This is a genomic window from Microcystis sp. M109S1 (assembly GCF_020247025.1).
GTDB lineage: Bacteria > Cyanobacteriota > Cyanobacteriia > Cyanobacteriales > Microcystaceae > Microcystis.
The window spans coordinates 14,263-31,895 of the sequence record NZ_JADBRW010000319.1 but is presented as its reverse complement, the minus strand read 5'-3'; the positions used below and the strand labels follow the sequence as shown (position 1 = coordinate 31,895).

19 protein-coding genes are annotated in these 17,633 nt (G+C 43.0%); 9 read left to right on the top strand and 10 right to left on the bottom strand.

Features of this window, described 5'->3' with window-relative positions:
* Positions 1–184, bottom strand: a 184-nt coding sequence (locus IM322_RS16105; RefSeq protein WP_287713258.1) for a helix-turn-helix domain-containing protein, incomplete at its 3' end; no start/stop codon positions are given.
* Positions 185–613: 429 nt separating this feature from the next.
* Between IM322_RS16105 and IM322_RS16100 the strand changes: the two genes are divergently transcribed.
* The 8 genes from IM322_RS16100 to IM322_RS16065 all read left to right on the top strand — a co-directional run bounded on the left by IM322_RS16100 (position 614) and on the right by IM322_RS16065 (position 8,819).
* Positions 614–1,249, top strand: coding sequence for a FeoA family protein (locus IM322_RS16100; RefSeq protein WP_287713257.1), 636 nt, complete (start codon positions 614–616; stop codon positions 1,247–1,249).
* A 41-nt stretch (positions 1,250–1,290) separates the two neighbouring features.
* A complete protein-coding gene (feoB, locus tag IM322_RS16095; RefSeq protein ID WP_287713256.1) occupies positions 1,291–3,612 on the top strand; it encodes a Fe(2+) transporter permease subunit FeoB in 2,322 nt (773 codons plus the stop codon).
* Between the two features lie 223 nt (positions 3,613–3,835).
* On the top strand, positions 3,836–4,075 hold the full coding sequence (locus IM322_RS16090) for a FeoC-like transcriptional regulator (RefSeq protein WP_287675029.1): 240 nt from the start codon (positions 3,836–3,838) through the stop codon (positions 4,073–4,075).
* Between the two features lie 124 nt (positions 4,076–4,199).
* The gene (locus IM322_RS16085) at positions 4,200–4,748 is read left to right on the top strand and encodes an HMA2 domain-containing protein (RefSeq protein ID WP_002787210.1); all 549 of its coding nucleotides are present in this window, start codon (positions 4,200–4,202) and stop codon (positions 4,746–4,748) included.
* 11 nt (positions 4,749–4,759) lie between these two features.
* Positions 4,760–6,922, top strand: coding sequence for a heavy metal translocating P-type ATPase (locus IM322_RS16080; protein ID WP_287675032.1), 2,163 nt, complete (start codon positions 4,760–4,762; stop codon positions 6,920–6,922).
* Complete coding sequence (locus IM322_RS16075; protein ID WP_002752968.1) at positions 6,919–7,083, top strand: hypothetical protein; 165 nt, start codon at positions 6,919–6,921, stop codon at positions 7,081–7,083. Before IM322_RS16080 ends, IM322_RS16075 begins: the two co-directional genes overlap by 4 nt.
* Before the next feature lie 238 nt (positions 7,084–7,321).
* Positions 7,322–7,630 carry a DUF5132 domain-containing protein gene (locus IM322_RS16070; RefSeq protein WP_002742215.1) on the top strand — a complete coding sequence of 103 codons (309 nt, stop codon included), beginning with the start codon at positions 7,322–7,324 and terminating at the stop codon, positions 7,628–7,630.
* Positions 7,631–7,835: 205 nt separating this feature from the next.
* On the top strand, positions 7,836–8,819 hold the full coding sequence (locus IM322_RS16065) for a methyltransferase domain-containing protein (RefSeq protein ID WP_287675035.1): 984 nt from the start codon (positions 7,836–7,838) through the stop codon (positions 8,817–8,819).
* 138 nt (positions 8,820–8,957) lie between these two features.
* Here IM322_RS16065 and IM322_RS16060 read toward each other — a convergent pair whose 3' ends face one another.
* Together IM322_RS16060 and IM322_RS16055 are read right to left on the bottom strand one after the other, a co-directional pair.
* Positions 8,958–9,209 carry a hypothetical protein gene (locus IM322_RS16060; RefSeq protein ID WP_002752963.1) on the bottom strand — a complete coding sequence of 84 codons (252 nt, stop codon included), beginning with the start codon at positions 9,207–9,209 and terminating at the stop codon, positions 8,958–8,960.
* Between the two features lie 11 nt (positions 9,210–9,220).
* Complete coding sequence (locus IM322_RS16055) at positions 9,221–9,781, bottom strand: Crp/Fnr family transcriptional regulator (protein ID WP_287675038.1); 561 nt, start codon at positions 9,779–9,781, stop codon at positions 9,221–9,223.
* 370 nt (positions 9,782–10,151) lie between these two features.
* On the opposite strand from IM322_RS16055, the gene IM322_RS23415 reads away from it, so the two are divergent.
* Positions 10,152–10,208, top strand: coding sequence for a hypothetical protein (locus IM322_RS23415; protein WP_353737522.1), 57 nt, complete (start codon positions 10,152–10,154; stop codon positions 10,206–10,208).
* A gap of 268 nt (positions 10,209–10,476) precedes the next feature.
* Here IM322_RS23415 and IM322_RS23770 read toward each other — a convergent pair whose 3' ends face one another.
* From IM322_RS23770 to thrS, 7 genes are all read right to left on the bottom strand, one after another.
* Entirely contained in the window at positions 10,477–10,932 is a 456-nt protein-coding gene (locus IM322_RS23770) for a hypothetical protein (protein WP_502863496.1), read from the bottom strand.
* A 163-nt stretch (positions 10,933–11,095) separates the two neighbouring features.
* Positions 11,096–11,326, bottom strand: a complete 231-nt coding sequence (locus IM322_RS23765; protein WP_502863498.1) for a hypothetical protein — start codon at positions 11,324–11,326, stop codon at positions 11,096–11,098.
* 131 nt (positions 11,327–11,457) lie between these two features.
* Positions 11,458–12,156, bottom strand: coding sequence for a metallophosphoesterase family protein (locus IM322_RS16045; protein ID WP_002752957.1), 699 nt, complete (start codon positions 12,154–12,156; stop codon positions 11,458–11,460).
* A 21-nt stretch (positions 12,157–12,177) separates the two neighbouring features.
* Positions 12,178–12,987, bottom strand: a complete 810-nt coding sequence (locus tag IM322_RS16040; protein ID WP_002742233.1) for a metallophosphoesterase family protein — start codon at positions 12,985–12,987, stop codon at positions 12,178–12,180.
* Entirely contained in the window at positions 12,987–13,766 is a 780-nt protein-coding gene (locus tag IM322_RS16035; RefSeq protein WP_287675040.1) for a hypothetical protein, read from the bottom strand. The genes IM322_RS16040 and IM322_RS16035 overlap by 1 nt, the downstream gene beginning before the upstream one ends.
* 529 nt (positions 13,767–14,295) lie before the next feature.
* Positions 14,296–15,321: a CobW family GTP-binding protein gene (locus tag IM322_RS16030; RefSeq protein ID WP_287675042.1), complete on the bottom strand. Its 1,026-nt coding sequence runs from the start codon at positions 15,319–15,321 to the stop codon at positions 14,296–14,298.
* 141 nt (positions 15,322–15,462) lie between these two features.
* Positions 15,463–17,319, bottom strand: coding sequence for a threonine--tRNA ligase (gene thrS / locus IM322_RS16025; protein WP_287675045.1), 1,857 nt, complete (start codon positions 17,317–17,319; stop codon positions 15,463–15,465).
* Positions 17,320–17,633 lie beyond the last annotated feature (314 nt).

The window sequence follows — 17,633 nt, the reverse complement described above, 5'->3', positions numbered from 1 at the left end:
TTTTCCAATCGGTTAGCATTGAAGAAGTTTTAGCATATCCTACTCTTTCTTGTCTTTCGTACCATGCTTGTGTTCTGAGATGGAGAGCTTTATTGTCAACTAATCTTACACAGCCCAAAGTGCGCCGCAATAGCGACTCTTGTTCGGGTGTGGGGTAAAATCGGTAAGAATAGGCTTTTTCCATGTCTCACATTTTAGCATATATTTGGTAAATGCGCTAATATTTAACAGTAAAGCCGTCGTAGAACGACGGGGTTTCAGACCCAAATTTTCGATGAGTGCCTTTTTTAACCAGCCATCTCTGCCACCAGTTTAGAAAAATGGGATAAGAAGATTTTCAGCCCTCAGCGATCGCCATTTACCGGAGACTTGTGACTTTTTTTAAAGAAATATTTTTCGTTCCTGTCTCCCCTTTTGGATTACACTGGTAATTGAGAATAATTAGCATTTATTTTAGCGATCGCAATTCCGAGACAGTTTCAAAACCGTTGACTGAGACTGACAGTAGTGCAGTTATCACCCTTTGGCTACTGAAGTAAACTCGATGAGCTATCAAGGAATTATTGTCACTCTTGAATGAAAGACCTTCTTTGCCTTTGGAGATAAGAAAAGCATGGACGATAAAATTAGACCTAATGCACCAGAAGAACCGGAAAAATCGCCAAATAAAGCCCAATTTTCTCCTTGGGGTGCTACAGAGGCAGCCTCAGAACGTACTAGCTCCATAGGTACTGATCTAACAGCCACCTATCCCCTCGCACAAGTGGAAATGGGAAAAACCGTCTGGTTAGTGGGATTTCAGGGGACAGGAGGGATCAATCGACTCCTAGGCATGGGATTAAACCCCGGCATTCAATTACAGGTAATTAGCTCCCAACCGAGGGGATCAGTTTTAATTGGCATTCAAGACAATCGTATCGCTATCGGGGCGGAAATGGCCGAAAAAATCCTCGTTAGTGACAGTCAACCGAAAAAACTGGAGTCTAAAAAAGACCTACCTGAAGTAAGAACATTTCTGCGGGAGATACCCATAGGAAAAGCGGGTAAAGTTGTCGGTTATGACCGAGCATTGCGAGGATACAAAGGAAAATTGTTATCAATGGGATTAACTCCGGGGACAGAGTTTACCGTCATTCGTGTCGCACCTTTGGGGGATCCCGTCGAGATTCAAGTGCGGGGATTTCATCTCAGTCTGCGAAAACAGGAGGCAGACACTTTAATCGTCGAAGAAATAGACCCAAAAAGCTAAATTTAATCATCTAAGCCTATTCGTCACTCAATATCCTAATTATGGTCAAACCGATTATCGCCTTAATTGGCAATCCTAACTGTGGCAAAACTACCCTTTTTAATGCTCTCACGGGGGCCAATCAACGCACCGGCAACTGGCCGGGAGTAACAGTTGATCGCAAAGAGGGACGATTTCAAGTTAACGGGGAAGATATCACCCTGGTGGATTTACCCGGAGTCTATTCCCTCGATGTAGAAGAAGGGGAGACAGGAATGGATGAATTAGTCGCTAGGGACTATCTGCTGTCAGGAGAAGCGGATTTAGTGATTAATATCGTCGATGCTGCCAATTTAGAGCGCAATCTCTACCTTACTACCCAAATCATGGAGATGCGTTTACCGATGTTGATTGCCCTGAATATGATGGATGTGGCCAAAACTAGGGGTATTGTGGTTAATCCGCAACTCTTAAGCGTTCGCATGGATGCAATTGTCGTGGCGATTAGTGCGGTTAAAGGGGAGGGAATCGGGGAATTAAAGCAAAAAATTGGGGAATTAGTCAGTAATATTAGCCATACTGCCGCTTATGTCGCTTATCCTGCGGTAATTGAGGAAGCTCTGAACGAGATTGTTGCCTACATTAACGACCATAGCAGTAAAAGGATCGTTGAGCCAAGATGGACTGCTTTAAATCTACTGCAATACGAGGATCGCGTCGCCCCAGAATTGCGCTCCCAGGAACTATTAAGCATTATCGTCAAGCATAGACGACAAATACACCAAGTTTTGGGGGAAGACCTTGATATTTTAATTGCTGATACTCGTTATGGCTTTATTCAGCAAGTTACCCAGGGAGCCACTCAACGGACTGGACAAATAAATAATACCATGTCCGATCGCATTGATCGGATTGTTCTCGATCGCTGGTTGGGAATTCCGATATTTTTGGGCGTAATGTACCTAATGTTCTTATTTACCATCAATGTTAGTGCTGCCTTTATCGATTTCTTCGATTTAACTGCCCAGACTATCTTTGTCGATGGTTTTGCCCAAGTTTTACAAAAAATCTCTACCCCGGGTTGGCTCATTGCTCTGCTCGCTGATGGAGCGGGGGGAGGTGTGCAAACCGTCGCCACTTTTATCCCCGTAATTGGCTTTATGTTCCTCTTTTTGTCAATTTTAGAGGATTCTGGCTATATGGCCCGGGCAGCCTTCGTCATGGACCGATTGATGCGTTTGGTGGGATTGCCGGGTAAATCCTTTGTTCCCATGCTGGTGGGATTTGGTTGCAATGTGCCGGCAATTATGGCCACTAGGACCCTGGAAAATTCCCGCGATCGTTTAATGACGATTATGATGAACCCTTTTATGTCCTGTGGGGCCAGATTACCTGTTTATGCCCTATTTGCGGCGGCTTTTTTCCCCATAGGTGGTCAAAACATCGTTTTTGGTCTTTATATCTTAGGAATTCTCGCCGCTATTTTGACGGGATTGGTGATGAAAAAAACCCTACTCAAGGGAGAAGTCAGTCACTTTATTATGGAATTGCCTCCCTATCATCTACCCCGTCTGAAAGGAGTTTTAATTCGCACTTGGGAACGTCTGCAAGCGTTTTTATGGAAAGCTGGACGAATTATCGTTTTAATGGTGATGATTTTGGGACTACTCAACTCCGTCAGTTTTGATGGTTCTTTTGGCAATCAAGACAGCGAGCGATCGGTTTTAAGTGCCACCAGTAAAGCTGTAACTCCTATTTTCTCACCCATGGGACTAGAGCAGCAAAATTGGCCGGCAACGGTGGGCATTTTTACGGGAGTTTTTGCCAAAGAAGCGATGGTAGGGACATTAAACTCGATTTACAGCCAACTAGCACAAGAGGACGCTAATCAAGGGACCGAGGCGAAAAAATTCGACTTTTGGGGGCAAATTCAGGAAGGAATCGCCACTATTCCCGCCAATTTAGCGGAATTACCCAATCAAGTGCTTGATCCCTTGGGTTTGAATATTGGTGATTTACAAGATCAAAAAACGGCTGCCGAGGAGCAAGAGATAGATTTAGGAACTTTTGGGGCGATGGCGAGAAGATTTGATGGTCAAGCGGGTGCTTTTGCCTATCTTTTGTTTGTTCTGCTCTATTTTCCCTGTGTTTCGGCCACATCGGCCGTATATCGCGAAACTAATGCCGGTTGGACTGTTTTTATTGCCCTCTGGACCACAGGAATGGCCTATATTGTTGCCACTTCCTTCTATCAAATCGCCACTTTTTCTCGACATCCGGGGTTTTCTCTCTTTTGGATAGTCTTGATGGGTTTAACCGTAGTCGGGGTTTTATTCACCTTAAAAAATCTCCGTCCCCGAAAAATCAACCGTCCGGCAATTTAAAAGTAGGGTGGGTTAGGCGACAAAAAGCTAGGCAACTAACAAATTATTTAGATTCGCCGTAACCCACCGCAATCAAGTAACTTTTCTCGATTTTTTTCGCTTATAAACCATGATTTTAAAAGTGGGTTAGGCGACAAAAAGCTAGGCAACTAACAAATTATTTAGATTCGCCGTAACCCACCGCAATCAAGCAACTTTTCTCGATTTTTTTCGCTTATAAACCATGATTTTAACCGATATACAGGCTTATCTTGCCAAAAATCAGAAAGCATCTCTGGCTGACTTATCCACACACTTTCGGATGTCAGCGGATGCCTTAAGTCCCATGCTCGATCGCTTGCTAAAAAAAGGGCGAATTCGTCTGATTTCCCTAGAAAAATGCGGAGGATGCAGCCGTTGTCCCCCGGAATCTATGGCTTTTTACGAATGGATTGAGGGCAATTCCACAGGGACAAACAACTAAGAGTTGAATAAGTACCTAGGCAAAATTAATTACACATTTCGATAAAGCTTTTGCCTTTTGCCCATCTTCACTAGAAAATTTATTTTGCACGACTACTTACTATCTTTTTGTAGGAGATAAAATTATGATCACTAACACAGAAATTGTCTCGACACAATCGGCCACCAGCGAGGATCCGCAAATACAATTGGCCGAATTTCTGCGAGAACATAATGAAGTGGAGATGATTATTCCAGTTTTAATGGGATTATTTATTACCAGTCGTTTTCAACTGCGAGGGGCTAATGCACTATTAGTTAATTTAGCCGTAGCCAGTATCTCGCGACAAATTTTCCAACAGTTAAAATCTCCCTTCACCAGTAACCCAAAAACTGCCGAAAAAAGCCCAGATTATAGCAATCAGGAAATAATACCGGGTTGTCGCATTGTTCACTCGGTACCGGGACGAATTCGCCTTCGTATCGACCGTTTAAGTCAAGATGCTGCCTTTGCTAAAAGATTAAACCACCTCCTCGCAGCTGAGACAATTGTTCTTAGTCATCGCCTTAATCCTACCGCTGCCTCTCTGGCAATTACCTACGAAGCAGCCGGCCTCTCCGAGTTAGATTTAGGCTTTCGTCTGATCAATCTACTTAATTTAGCCAATTCTGACAGTAATCTTGAAACTAGCTAGATTTTACTCCGATGAACTTAAGTAAGCTTTCCCTCAATTCCGTAAGCGTTGTTCACTCTCTCCCTGGTCGGCTGCGCTTGCGAATTTCCCGCCTAGCATCTGATAGGCATTTTGTCAAGACCTTAGAACAAAAATTAACTTCCCATCCCGCCATTACCCATTTCCGCATCAACGCCGCCGCCGCCTCTCTGGTGATCGAGTATGCCCCCGCCCTCACCCCTGAAATAAACAGGGATTTTGGCTTGCTTTGGCAAAAAATGCTCAATCAGCCCAACGAGTCTTCGATCGAGCCAGAAAAGCCCCAAAAACTAGGGAAAGAAGAATGGTCTAACCTTGCCCTCCCCACCGCCGCCACCCTCCTCGCGATCGCCTGTCAACGTTTTCCCCAACCCGGTTTGAGCATCTTGGCCAGAAGCGTCCTTTTGGCCGCAGCTTTTCCCGTGGCGGCCCGGGCGCTGAAAAGTATCTTCGGAGAGCGTAAACTAAATATCGATTGTTTAGACCTCTTAGCCCTGATTTTTAGCGGTTTGCAAGGGAAATTATTGACACCTTCCCTGATTATCACCCTCCATGAACTGGGGGATATTATTCGCGATCGTACCGCTAGGGCAACGGAAAAACGAACGGCTGATTTATTAGATACAATCGGTCATTACGCTTGGGTGGAAAAAGACGGCGAAATCAAGCAAATTACCAGTGATGCTGTCCAAATTGGCGAGACAGTGGTGGTTTATCCCGGGGAAAGCATCCCCGTTGATGGTACAGTCTGGCAAGGGGAAGCGGTAATCGACCAACAGCAACTAACCGGGGAATCCTTGCCTATTGTCGCCCGAAAAGGAACTCTCGTTTATGCCTCCACCTTAGTTCGTTCCGGTCAGATCCGCCTCACCTGTGAACGAGTCGGTCAACAAACTCGCGCCGCTGCCAGTATCGAACTTCTGCAAAAAGCTCCCGTCCATGATACCCGCATGGCCAATTATGCCGCTAATCTGGCTGATCGCCTGATTTTGCCTTCTTTAGGGTTAGCATCACTAATTTTTCTCACTACCCGAGATGCTGCCCGGGCCGCCGCTATTCTCACCCTCGATTTTGTCACGGGGATTCGGGTATCTTTACCTACAGCTTTTTTAGGCGCGTTGAATCATACCACCCGTCACGGGGTTTTGGTACGCAGTGGCAGAACTTTGGAGTTATTGGCAGATATCGATACGATTGTTTTTGATAAGACGGGAACTTTGACCACGGGGGAAGTGATGGTGGTGGGAGTGGAAACTATCTCTGGCCGCTTATCCCCAGAACGAATTCTCCAATTAGCGGCCTCGGCCGAACAAAGGATCACCCATCCTGTCGCCATGGCGATCGCTGACTATGCCCAGCGCCAGGGTGTGGAAATCTTACCGAGGGGAGATTGGGATTACCAGTTAGGACTAGGAATGCGGGCAGAAATTGATGGTAATCAGGTATTGGTGGGCAGTGACAAGTTTTTACGCCAGCAAGGGGTCAATTTAGAGGAATTTGGCTGTGATTTAGCCAACCCCGCCAGCGCTTGGGTGTCTCGCAATTATCTGGCCTGTAATGGGCAATTTCAGGGGGTAATCCACTATACTGACCCTTTGCGTGCCGATAGTCGTTGGTTAATCGATCGCCTACAGCAAGATTATGGCATGACTGTGCATCTGTTGACGGGGGATAATCAACAAAGGGCGAAAGAAGTGGCGCAAGCGTTAAATATTCCCTTTGGCCAGGTTCATGCTGAGGCTTTTCCCGAACAAAAGGCTAAAATAGTTCGAGAATTGCATCGCTCTGGCCATACAGTCGCTTTTGTTGGCGATGGTCTCAATGATTCCGTGGCTTTGGCCTATGCAGATGTGTCGATTTCTTTCGAGAAGGGTTCGCAAGTGGCAAGAGAAACCGCCGACGTGGTACTGATGAATAATGATCTGAGCAGTTTACTGGAGGCGATCGCTATTGCCCAAGAAACTAAAGCTTTAATTGAACAAAATATTTTTCTAGTGGTCGCCCCGAATTTAGTCGCCCTCGTTTTGGCCACTAGCATCGGTCTTAATCCGCTTTTAGCCACCGCAATTCATAACGGGACGGCAATTATTGCCGGTTTAAATAGTTTGCGTCCTCTGGTTTTTCATCAACTACAAGGTCAAAAGGAGACTCCATGAGTAAATATGATAAATTAGCTAATAAAATTGCCAAAAAAGTTACTAAAAAATTGAGCAAAAAGTTAATTAAAGCCATCTATAACCGACTGGATTTAGAAAAGATTCTCTCCTCCCGTTCTTTTCCATTAGAAGAATTCGGGCGGGGTGATAATAGACATTAGACCTCCGATAAAAATCAAAGATTGTTATGATGGTTTAGGAGTCAGTATCTGGGGAAGTCTTGAGCTATCCACTAATAACTGATAGGTGAATATCTAGGCTATATTCTCTTGAAAAAAAACTTAATAATATTCCCTCCAAAACTATTCTATAATGGTACTCGTAGGTAGATATTGCTCCTAAGTTAAAAACTTTTGCTATCTACAGACTGAAGGCAACAAAATCACTGGTTTAAAGCTCATGGAAAAAACACAGATGTTAGAACAAACGAGAAAACTAGCACAAATTACTCCAGGGAAAGCGATCGTTTTCGGAATCGGTGCGCTGCTGTTGGCCCCCACCGTGATTTCTTTACTGAAACCGGTCGCCAAAGCAACGATTAAAACTGGCGTTGTTCTCTACGAAAAAACTAAGAGTTCCTTGGCCGAAACAGCAGAAGTGCTGGGGGATATCGTCGCCGAGGCCAAAGCAGAAGTCATAGCCGAACGCGATCATCAAGTGGTTCTACCCAGTGGGGTTAATTCGGAACCCTCATTACGCGATAGTTAATTTCTGGTGAGTAACCAAAGTCACTCAACCCTGTTAGCCCTCAGCCGGCAGAACCTCAAAGTTAAGCTAAACGGCTTTTACTTCGGATCACCGATATAGACTCCAAAAGGGTTATAGCTATTGGATCATGCAGGTTAAGCGCCGTTTAGCTTATATAATCTTTAAGAGTTATTAAGCTTTGTGTCAGTTTGCCCAGCAGGATTGAATGAATATACTTTTGGTGACATCATCTTTAGGGTTACTCCTAGCGATCGCTATCGTCGTCTATTTTGTTTCCTCTCGCAAGTACCAATCGTCGGACTCGGTGGCCAATTCCTACGACCAATGGACCGAGGACGGGATTTTAGAATATTATTGGGGGGAACACATCCATTTAGGTCACTACGGTTCCCCACCAGAAAAAAAAGACTTTCTAGCGGCAAAAGCCGACTTTGTGGCGGAAATGGTCTCTTGGTCCGGTTTGGATAAATTACCCGCCGGTGCAACTCTCCTCGATGTCGGTTGTGGTATTGGTGGCAGCAGTCGCATTCTGGCCCGGGACTACGGATTTGCCGTTACCGGTATCACCATTAGTCCCAAACAAGTGGCACGGGCCAAAGAACTAACACCCCCAGATGTAAATGCTCGCTTTTTGGTCGATGATGCCATGGCCCTTTCTTTTCCCGACGAGAGTTTTGATGTGGTCTGGTCAATCGAAGCCGGTCCCCATATGCCGGACAAAGCCGTTTTTGCTGGGGAATTACTGCGAGTTCTCAAACCAGGGGGAGTCCTGGTGGTAGCGGACTGGAATCAGCGAGATGACCGTCAAAAACCGCTTAATTTCTGGGAACGTCCCGTCATGCGCCAACTTTTGGATCAGTGGTCTCACCCCGCTTTTGCCAGCATCGAAGGTTTTGCCGAACAGTTAGCGGCCACGGGATTGGTAGATGGGGAAGTGATGACTGCTGACTGGACAACAGCCACTCTACCCTCTTGGATTGATACCATTTGGCAGGGGGTGATTCGTCCCCAAGGTTGGTGGCAATTTGGTCTAACTGGGTTGCTTAAATCCGTCCGAGAAGTGCCGACAATTCTGCTGATGCGTTTGGCCTTTGGCAGGGGTTTATGTCGTTTTGGGATGTTCCGCGCTGTTCGCGCTAAATCGAATCTGCAAGCAAGTCAGCAAGAGTCTCTTACCTCAGTTATGTAGGGTTGAATTTTTCTGGGAAAGTCCTGGGATTTTCTCCCAAATAATTGTTAAGCTGAAGACAAAAAAAAGAGCTTACCAACCTAGAATCATTGGTAAGCTTTTTGAGGTTTTTAAAGGGGATAACTAGAGGCAATCCAATTAATTATTGATCGGGTTGTGGGGAATAGTAGAAGTTTTTACCAGTGACGATCGAGCTTGGACAGATAGGCCACTTTTGATAATTTGTTTGAGAATTGGTCGGCCTAATTTGACCGCAGCTGGCAGCACAACCGCACCGATAACAATTGTTCCCAAACCAAAGAGAGCCGTTCGATCTCCTGATTCGTGATCTTCGATAATTTCTTTGAGATGAAAAGTCAGAATCGATTTATCCCAGTGAATAATCGCCATAGGTTTATCTCCTAATAAGGATGAAATTGGGTGTCAGCAGAAGGTAAAACAATAATATGTCCTCCCGTCCGAGAAATCAGACCTTGTTGCTCGAATTCATTGATGAGTCGGGTAATGCTCACTCTGGTCATCCCGACCATTTCGGCTAATTCCCGATGAGTGAAACGGATATCGATACGCTGGCCCGTTTCTGCGGGACGACCGAACTTTTGCGATAATTGAATTAGGGTTTTCAGAAAACGCAGCCTAGGACGATCGCGACGCAGGGAACAGAGCCAATGCTCAGTTTGTTGAACGTGACGACAGAGAGCCGAGGAAAGACTGCTACCCCGTTCAAGAGGAAGACAAGTAGCTTCAACGCTAGTGCAGCACTGCATCTCGTAGGGTTGAATCTGCGATAGGGGACGACCGACCACATCATTTTCTCCCCAATAGCCGAGGATGACGATTTCTCCTTCCTCATCCCACGTCATCACCTTAACCACACCGCGATTGATTAACCAAAGAGCATCCAGACGCGAGGGTAGGGGGTCACGGGGTTGAAATAGACGAGTGACGAGAGCTTCCCGCATAAGTACCACCGCTAGTAGAATTACCTTCTCCTCTAATTATTGCATTATTTTCTCAATAAAATCAACAGGGATTTTCCAGAAAAATTTCCTCGAACTGATGGGACTTACCAAAGATGAGCTTCCTTATACCCCTTATTCAAACCTGTCAACAGCCAAAGACCAAGATTTTACCTCGAAATATCCCCTCGATCGAGACTGCGAATGCTCGCGATTAGCTTTCAAGCAATTGATAATTATTTGCAACTGTGTGATAATGAAGTTATGAGATTTCCCCCGTCACCATGAATAGTCCCCCCGAAAAACTCCTTTACTCCCCCCCCTCTCCTCTGGGGAAAGACGGGAAGTCTATTATCGTCTTCTTTCCCTTGGCATTTCCTGTCAATGTCCAATGTACTCCCCCCTGACGGTGCAGATCGAGTCACCCTAGGATTTAGTTCAGCTTTTGGGTGTGTTGCGTTCTCTCCATTGCTCTAGAGGGGAATTAATTCAATTATTGAAAGATTGCTGGCGCTTAGAAGTTAGCGGTGTCGATCATTAATTAGGGTTTGCTATTGTTTGACTTTTTATTGCTAATCAAAGTGTCGGTGTTTTTGACCCATTTTTTGACTCATGATAGTTTAACTACTGCTTTCGTCGGTCAATGAAAACTAGGAGTTAAATTCGGTTCGGGTAGGAAATCTACTCTAATCCCTAACTTAGCCTAAAAAAGGCAATATTGCCTCAGTTACAGGGATGGGATATTCTTCATGAATTCCTAGAGTTCCTCGTAGTTTTACCGTTTTTACTTGGGGTAAAGTCCCTAAAGCTTCCATTTCTGCTTTCGATTTTGGGGGTGCGTTTTCGGCAATAATTACTAACACTGGCAGCTTTAAACCAGCAAAATAATCGAGAAATTGCTGACGATTAGTCACTGGATCCAGTTTACCCGTTACAAAAGCAGCTGAGGCAAATCTAGCGTGAGGATGTTGAGTAATTTTATGTTTCTGGGCAATTAATTCGGGTGTTAATTTTTCCCCATCTACATAAACATGACGACTAGACATAAAACGCAGGAAAGCAGGAGTGGTATTGAGAAAATATAACCCTTCTCCTAACAGGGGAAAACGCACCATTTCCCGCAAGAAATCACGCATTTTTGGGGCGACTTCCATGGCACACAATGGCCCCAACTAGGTGGGAGCAACTAAGACTAATTTATCTAGTAAATTCGGGTAATTTTTGGCTAAATTTAGGGCATATACCGCCGAATGACCTGCCGCAATGATAATGACTGGTTGCTTAAAAGTGGATTGAACAAAATCAATTAATAATTGTTTAAAAATAGCTGGTTCGTAGTTGAGAACAATCTAAGCTATATACTTGAAATTTTGTCGCTAATATTTTCCCTATCCCTGCCATTTCTCCGCGACTGGAAACGGTACTAAAAGCAGGTAATAATAAAACTGGTGTGCCTTGTCCTTGAATATCGTAAACAATCTCAAAAGTTTGATTTTGCCACTGCCAAGAAAATTTCTGGAGATTAGCTGCTTCTGAAGTGACCACCATAATTATTACCTCATAGTTAACTACATCGATTCTGTCTTTAATCTAACCAAGAATAATTACTTTTACTCGCCATTGTATCATAATCAAGAGCAACTAAATTAATCTTTAATATTTTATTAATCTAAGAAAGATTAATAAGGTACGGTTCTAAACTCCACGCAATTATTACTGGGATTATAGAGAGTGTAAACTGCTTTGTTTAATTCTTTACCAACGCTACCAACCCCAATTAAACGCTTATCTTGAATCGTCAAAGTTTCGCTTGGTTGCCGTTTATCTAAAGTAGTAACAGTGCTAGTTAAATTAGCGGACTGTAAAGAATAATCAAAAACTTTTCCCGCACGACCACAAAATAGATTATTAACTCCCACCCGTTGCAGTCGATCTAAAATTTGCCATGGGGGAGTATCGGGGGTTAATTCTTCACTAACACTGACACTACTGCCATGAATTAATAAACAATCCAACTCGACAAAACCAAAGTCAAGATTTCGTAACCATTGCACCGTTTCTAAAGACACTGCGTCCCAGAGTTGTTTAGTGCTATCAATTCCATGTTTATCGATTAATTCCGTCGGTTCTCCTGTTGCTCCTAAACTGTGTAAAATTAGACATTGTTCTTCCCACCATCCCCGACAAACCTGCGGATATAAGTTATTTTTAGTGGGATAACGTATTTGTTCTACCAGCATTTCACTATCGGGATTAACACCGATAAAATCTCCTAGAATATATAAATTTTCTACAGTAACTGACCGTTGCTGAATATCTTCCAAGACCGCTTGATAGGCTGGTAAATTACCTTGAATACCGCTTAAAATCGCCCACATAATTTCTTGATTTATCACAAATTAACGTTCGCAAACATGAGTCGGATCATCGGCTTTTTCCGCATATTCTAGACCCTTAGCCAATCGCCAAGCGAAAATAGGAGGTAAACCCGATGCTAAAATAGCCTGACAGGTTTCTTGATAGTTATAGGCCACTTCTCGCAGTTGTACCGCTGCCGTTTCTCGATCGTAAATCACATAGGTGGCATTTGGACGACCGTGACGCGGTTCTCCCACCGATCCCACGTTGATGATACGCTTGACCGGTGTGGTAAATTGCCGCGACTGTTCCCCATCGGGTTGATACACTTTTATTTGCAAGCTTCCCGCGTCGAGAGTGCGAATGTAGGGGATGTGGGTATGTCCACAGAATAAAACCTCTGTATCTACCGATAAAACCCGTTCTAAAGCCGTAAAAGCGTCCATTTCGGCTAAAAGGTACTCATGGTTACTTTGGGGACTACCATGGACAAAACAGAGGTGATCTAGCTTAAAAATTTCGGGCAGTTTTGACAAATAATTACGGTTTTCTGGGGTGATTATTTGATTTGTCCACTCATGAGCTAATCTACCCCGTTTTTCTGCTAAAAGCGACGGATAACTGCACTCACAGGCATTTAATCCCTCAACGATATCCTCATCCCAACACCCTTGTACTGTAGTAATCCCCAGTTGACGGATTTTTTCCACCACTTGGTTAGGATGGGGTCCATACCCAACTAAATCCCCTAAACAGTAGATTTCTTGACAACCCTGTTGGTCTAAATCTTGCAAAACAGCATTAAAAGCGGGCATATTGCCATGAATACAGGATAAAACGGCTATTTTCATCAGATTAACTCCATTTCTGGCTCTAAAGATTCTTGAAATTGTTGTTGATAATACAAAAGTGCCTCATCGGACAGACAACAATCACTAAGGGTATCGGCAATTATCGCTTTATCGAGATTTCGACCGACGATTTCAATCCCACTAAAGCGATTCGGTCTCCCATCGAGATTTAAGGGGAAATTTAAGCTTTGAAAGTCTTTTTCTGGCCATTCATCCATAAATTCCCCATAAATACACTGACCATCGATGATATCGAAGATACTTTTGACCCGCAGCACTTCCCCATAGGCTCCTTGGGTTAATTCTGTCCAAAAAGTGGTTAAACTGGAAAAATCGAGGACTTCTCCCGTTAAAACGGCTCGATAAATCTGTATTTCTCGTTTTTTTAACCATTGATCGCCTTTTATTGTTGTTTTGACGGGACTGAAGACAATTTCATCGACGGGCACTTGTCCTTCGGGGATTTCTTCTTCTGGAGACGTAATCGCTACCCGATGACAATTGAGGGGTTTTAGAAAGCTTTCGAGGGATTGCGTGTCTAAATGCCATGGTACTTCCATATAGACCGTGTTTTCCATGGATAAACTGCTCAAAAGGTCTTCTTCTTCCCTAGAAACACAGGACAACTGGGGAAACTCACTCTGTAAAGTGAGGCGATCAATGGGAAAAGTTTCCGTCTGGGGACTAAAATATAGGCTTGGCTGCGTCTGTTTGGCGATTTGTTCGCGAATCCAATGGGTTTTTCCCGCAGCTATACCCCCCGTCACCACGATAATCATTCTGCTCCTTCTCTACTGTGGTAATGATAATCATTCTAGCATAAGTTAGATTGGGGCAAGTAATCTTCCTTAACCAATCCTCTCGACTTAGTAAGGTTATTTTGGGAAAAATTGGCGGTTTCTTGGGATATTAATCATGGTTATGGCTCTTTTCTCTAGGATACCATTGGGTTTGTCCATCGGGTAAATCAACCAAGGTAATTCCCCTCGTTTTTAATTGTTCCCTTAATCGATCGCCGCTTCCGTAAAGTGCAAGGGTTTGCGATAATGAACTTGGAGAACAAAGAGATGTAAAACCATTGGATCGAGGGTTCGTTAAATTTTAAAGTTTTTATCCATAAATTATTAGAGTTCTTGCATAATTAATTTTTGAGAGTTCAAAAACGGCAAAAATAAGGATTAAATGGCATAAAATCTGTAAATAGACCATTTAATTGATTATTATTCATTCTTAATTCTCCTGACTACTGACTACTGGCTCCTGACTCCTAACCCTAACAACGATTTTTGATTTCTGCAAGAGGTCTATTCATAGTTTGTCCTTTTTAATTTTTTGAGAACTAGCCAAGCATTCGTTTAGTTGTGTCACGATTTCCTCTTTATTTAAATTTCTGCCGATAAAAACTAACTGATTCTTAGGAGATGTATCCCATTCTACCGCTTGCAGATCGTAACGAAGACCGCTCAATTGAAAAATATGTTTTAAATCGCTTTGTTGAAACCAGAGAATTCCTTTAGCTCGAAAAACATTTATCGGCATTTTTTTCGTAATAAAAGGCTCAAATTTATCTAGATTAAATGGTTTATCGCTAACAAAGGAGACAAAATTAAAGTCTTCAGGAGATTGATTATCACTGGAGCTTTGGCGATTTTTTTGAAAGTCTCTAAATTGGTTTTTATACAATTCTTCTTTAGTTAAACCTAAATCTAATAGTAAACCCAAAGCAACCTTACCGTATTGACTTTGTAACAATCTTACCCCTTCTTTTTCTCGACGAATAAACTTTTCTAAATTATCTAATTTGTTTTGATTAACCCGATCTATTTTATTGAGAATTACCACGTCACCATAACGAATTTGACTAAGGGCAATGTTACTATCAAAATGATCCGCAGTAAAGGTTTCAGAATCCACGAGGGTAATAATAGAATCTAAGCGAGTCAAATATTTTAACTCCGTGGCCAAGAAAGTGAGGATAATTGGCAAAGGATCGGCTAATCCTGTGGTTTCAATAATTAGATAGTCCACAGGAATTTCTTTTTCTAAGACCTGATAGACTGTCTCAATTAAACTATCATTAATCGTACAACAAATACAGCCATTACTCAATTCTACCATATCTTCATCGATGGAAACAAGCAATTGAGAATCAATATTAATATCCCCAAACTCATTGACTAATACTGCAACTTTTAACCCTTCTTTATTGTCAAGAATATGATTTAGTAAGGTGGTTTTTCCACTCCCTAAAAAACCAGTAATGATCGTGACAGGCATTCCCGATTTAGGCAAGCAAGGGAGAGAATCGGAGAGAGTAATTATCAAAGAACTCATGGCAGCTAACCCACTTGTAAGTTAATTAATTGGCAGAAAATAGGCTTTTCTCAACCCTGTTAAATTCGCCGTGAAGGGATCAATCTCCACTAATTGATCATTGAAAACAAATACAGGGATTTGCTGGTTTATACAAAAGCTTCAGAAATTAGTTTTAGATAGGATCGCTGTTTGCATTTTTCCTAATAAATCTGCCAGTGTCATCGAACCTAAATCACCCCCTTGTCGAGTGCGAATGCTTAGAGTTTTACTGCTAACTTCTCGTTTTCCAATCACAGCTAATACAGGAATTTTTTCTAGTTCTCCCGTACGAATTTGTTTACCTAAACGCTCACCAGTTTTATCGATTTCCACTCGATAACCAGCTTGTTTTAACTGCATTGCCACCCCTAAAGCATAATGCTGCTGTTCATCACTAACGGGTAATAAACGGACTTGAATAGGTGCTAACCAGAGAGGAAAATCTCCCGCATAATTCTCGATTAAAATACCAAAAAATCTTTCCAAAGAGCCAAAAATAGCCCGATGAATCATAATCGGTCTTTCCCGAGTACCATCCCTAGCGACATACTGCATATCAAAGCGTTCTGGCAAGTTAAAATCGACCTGAATCGTGGAACATTGCCACATTCTACCGATCGCATCTTGAATTTTTATATCAATTTTGGGACCATAAAAAGCCCCACCGCCTCGATCTTCAATATAATCCCACTTTTTAGCATTTAAGGCCTCAATTAGAGCCGCCGTTGCCAATTCCCAAACACTATCACTACCCACGGATTTACTGGGACGAGTCGATAAATTTACCTGATAATTAGTAAAGCCAAAATCGGAGAGAATTTTCTCGGTTAAGTTCAAAACTCCTAGAATCTCTGCGGCAATTTGTTCGGGTAAACAGAAAATATGAGCATCATCTTGGGTAAAACCTCTTACCCGCATTAATCCATGTAAAACCCCCGATCGCTCGTAACGATAAACTGTTCCTAATTCCGCCCATCTTAGGGGAAATTCTCGATAGGAATGCAGGTCATTTTGATAGGTTAAAACATGAAAAGGACAATTCATCGGCTTAATTTGATAGCTTTGCTGTTCTAACTCGATCGCCTCAAACATATTGTCGCGATAAAAGTCCCAATGTCCGGAAGTTTTCCACAGCTCTAAATTAGCCAGATGGGGAGTATAAAGAAATTGATAACCCGCTTCTAAATGAGCTTGGCGCCAATAATCTTCGATTAAATAACGCATTGTTGCACCCCGGGGATGCCAAAAAACTAAGCCGCCACCCGCATCTTCTTGGATGCTAAATAATTTTAATTGTTGTCCCAATTTGCGATGATCTCGTCGCTGCGCTTCTTCTTTTTGTTGGAGATAATTTTGTAATTCTGCGGGGGTTTGCCAAGCTGTGCCGTAAATTCGCTGTAATTGCGGCTGTTTTTCATCTCCTTGCCAATAAGCACCCGCTACACTCTCCAAGGCGAAAGCATCTGGGTTAATTTCCCCCGTCGAGTTGAGATGGGGTCCCGCGCACAGATCCCACCAAAATTCTTCTGGGGGAGAAACAAACCCATCAATTAACGAGGGTTCTCGATCGCTCCGTCCTGCGTCCGGACTACCGATAAAATAACGGGTAATGGTTTCTTCTGGGGGAATTCTCTCTAAAATTAACTTTTTGTAGGGTTGATTAAGGCGTTCAATTTCTGCCGTAATTTCGCTTCTTTCCAGCACTTCTCGGATAATTGGCCGGTTTTTCCCGATAATTCGCCCCATTTCTGCCGCTATTTTCTCCAAATCTTCGGGGGTAAAGGGTGTCGGGCGATCGAAATCGTAGTAGAATCCCGTTTCTGTCCAGGGACCAATAGCGACTTTGGTTTCAGGAAAGAGAGTTTGTACGGCCATTGCTAAGATATGGGCGCAAGTATGGCGTATTTTTACGATTTTTTGCGAATCTTCTTCGATAACGGGGCTTTCTGTCAGAGGATGCCTAATTTGATTGACCATTGCTAGTTAAAATGATAATGATTATCATCTTAGCAGAGCAGGGCTGATGTCTGAGAGAAAAATGCACTCAACATCTATAAGCTATGTATATTAAGGGTTGAGTTCGTAATCATTCCCCTTATTTTTCAGACTGACTATACTCTGCTTAGATGTACTCCATAGCCAGCAAAAAGTGGCTCTCCTAGACTGGTTATAGCAAATGAGTAGTTTAAATGAGCCTAACTCCTTAAACAGTAGAGAATCCAACAAAATAAAAAGCTTTTTTATTAAAATTGCTTTTTTGAATTCCTAGTAAACTTTGCTACACAAGTCTC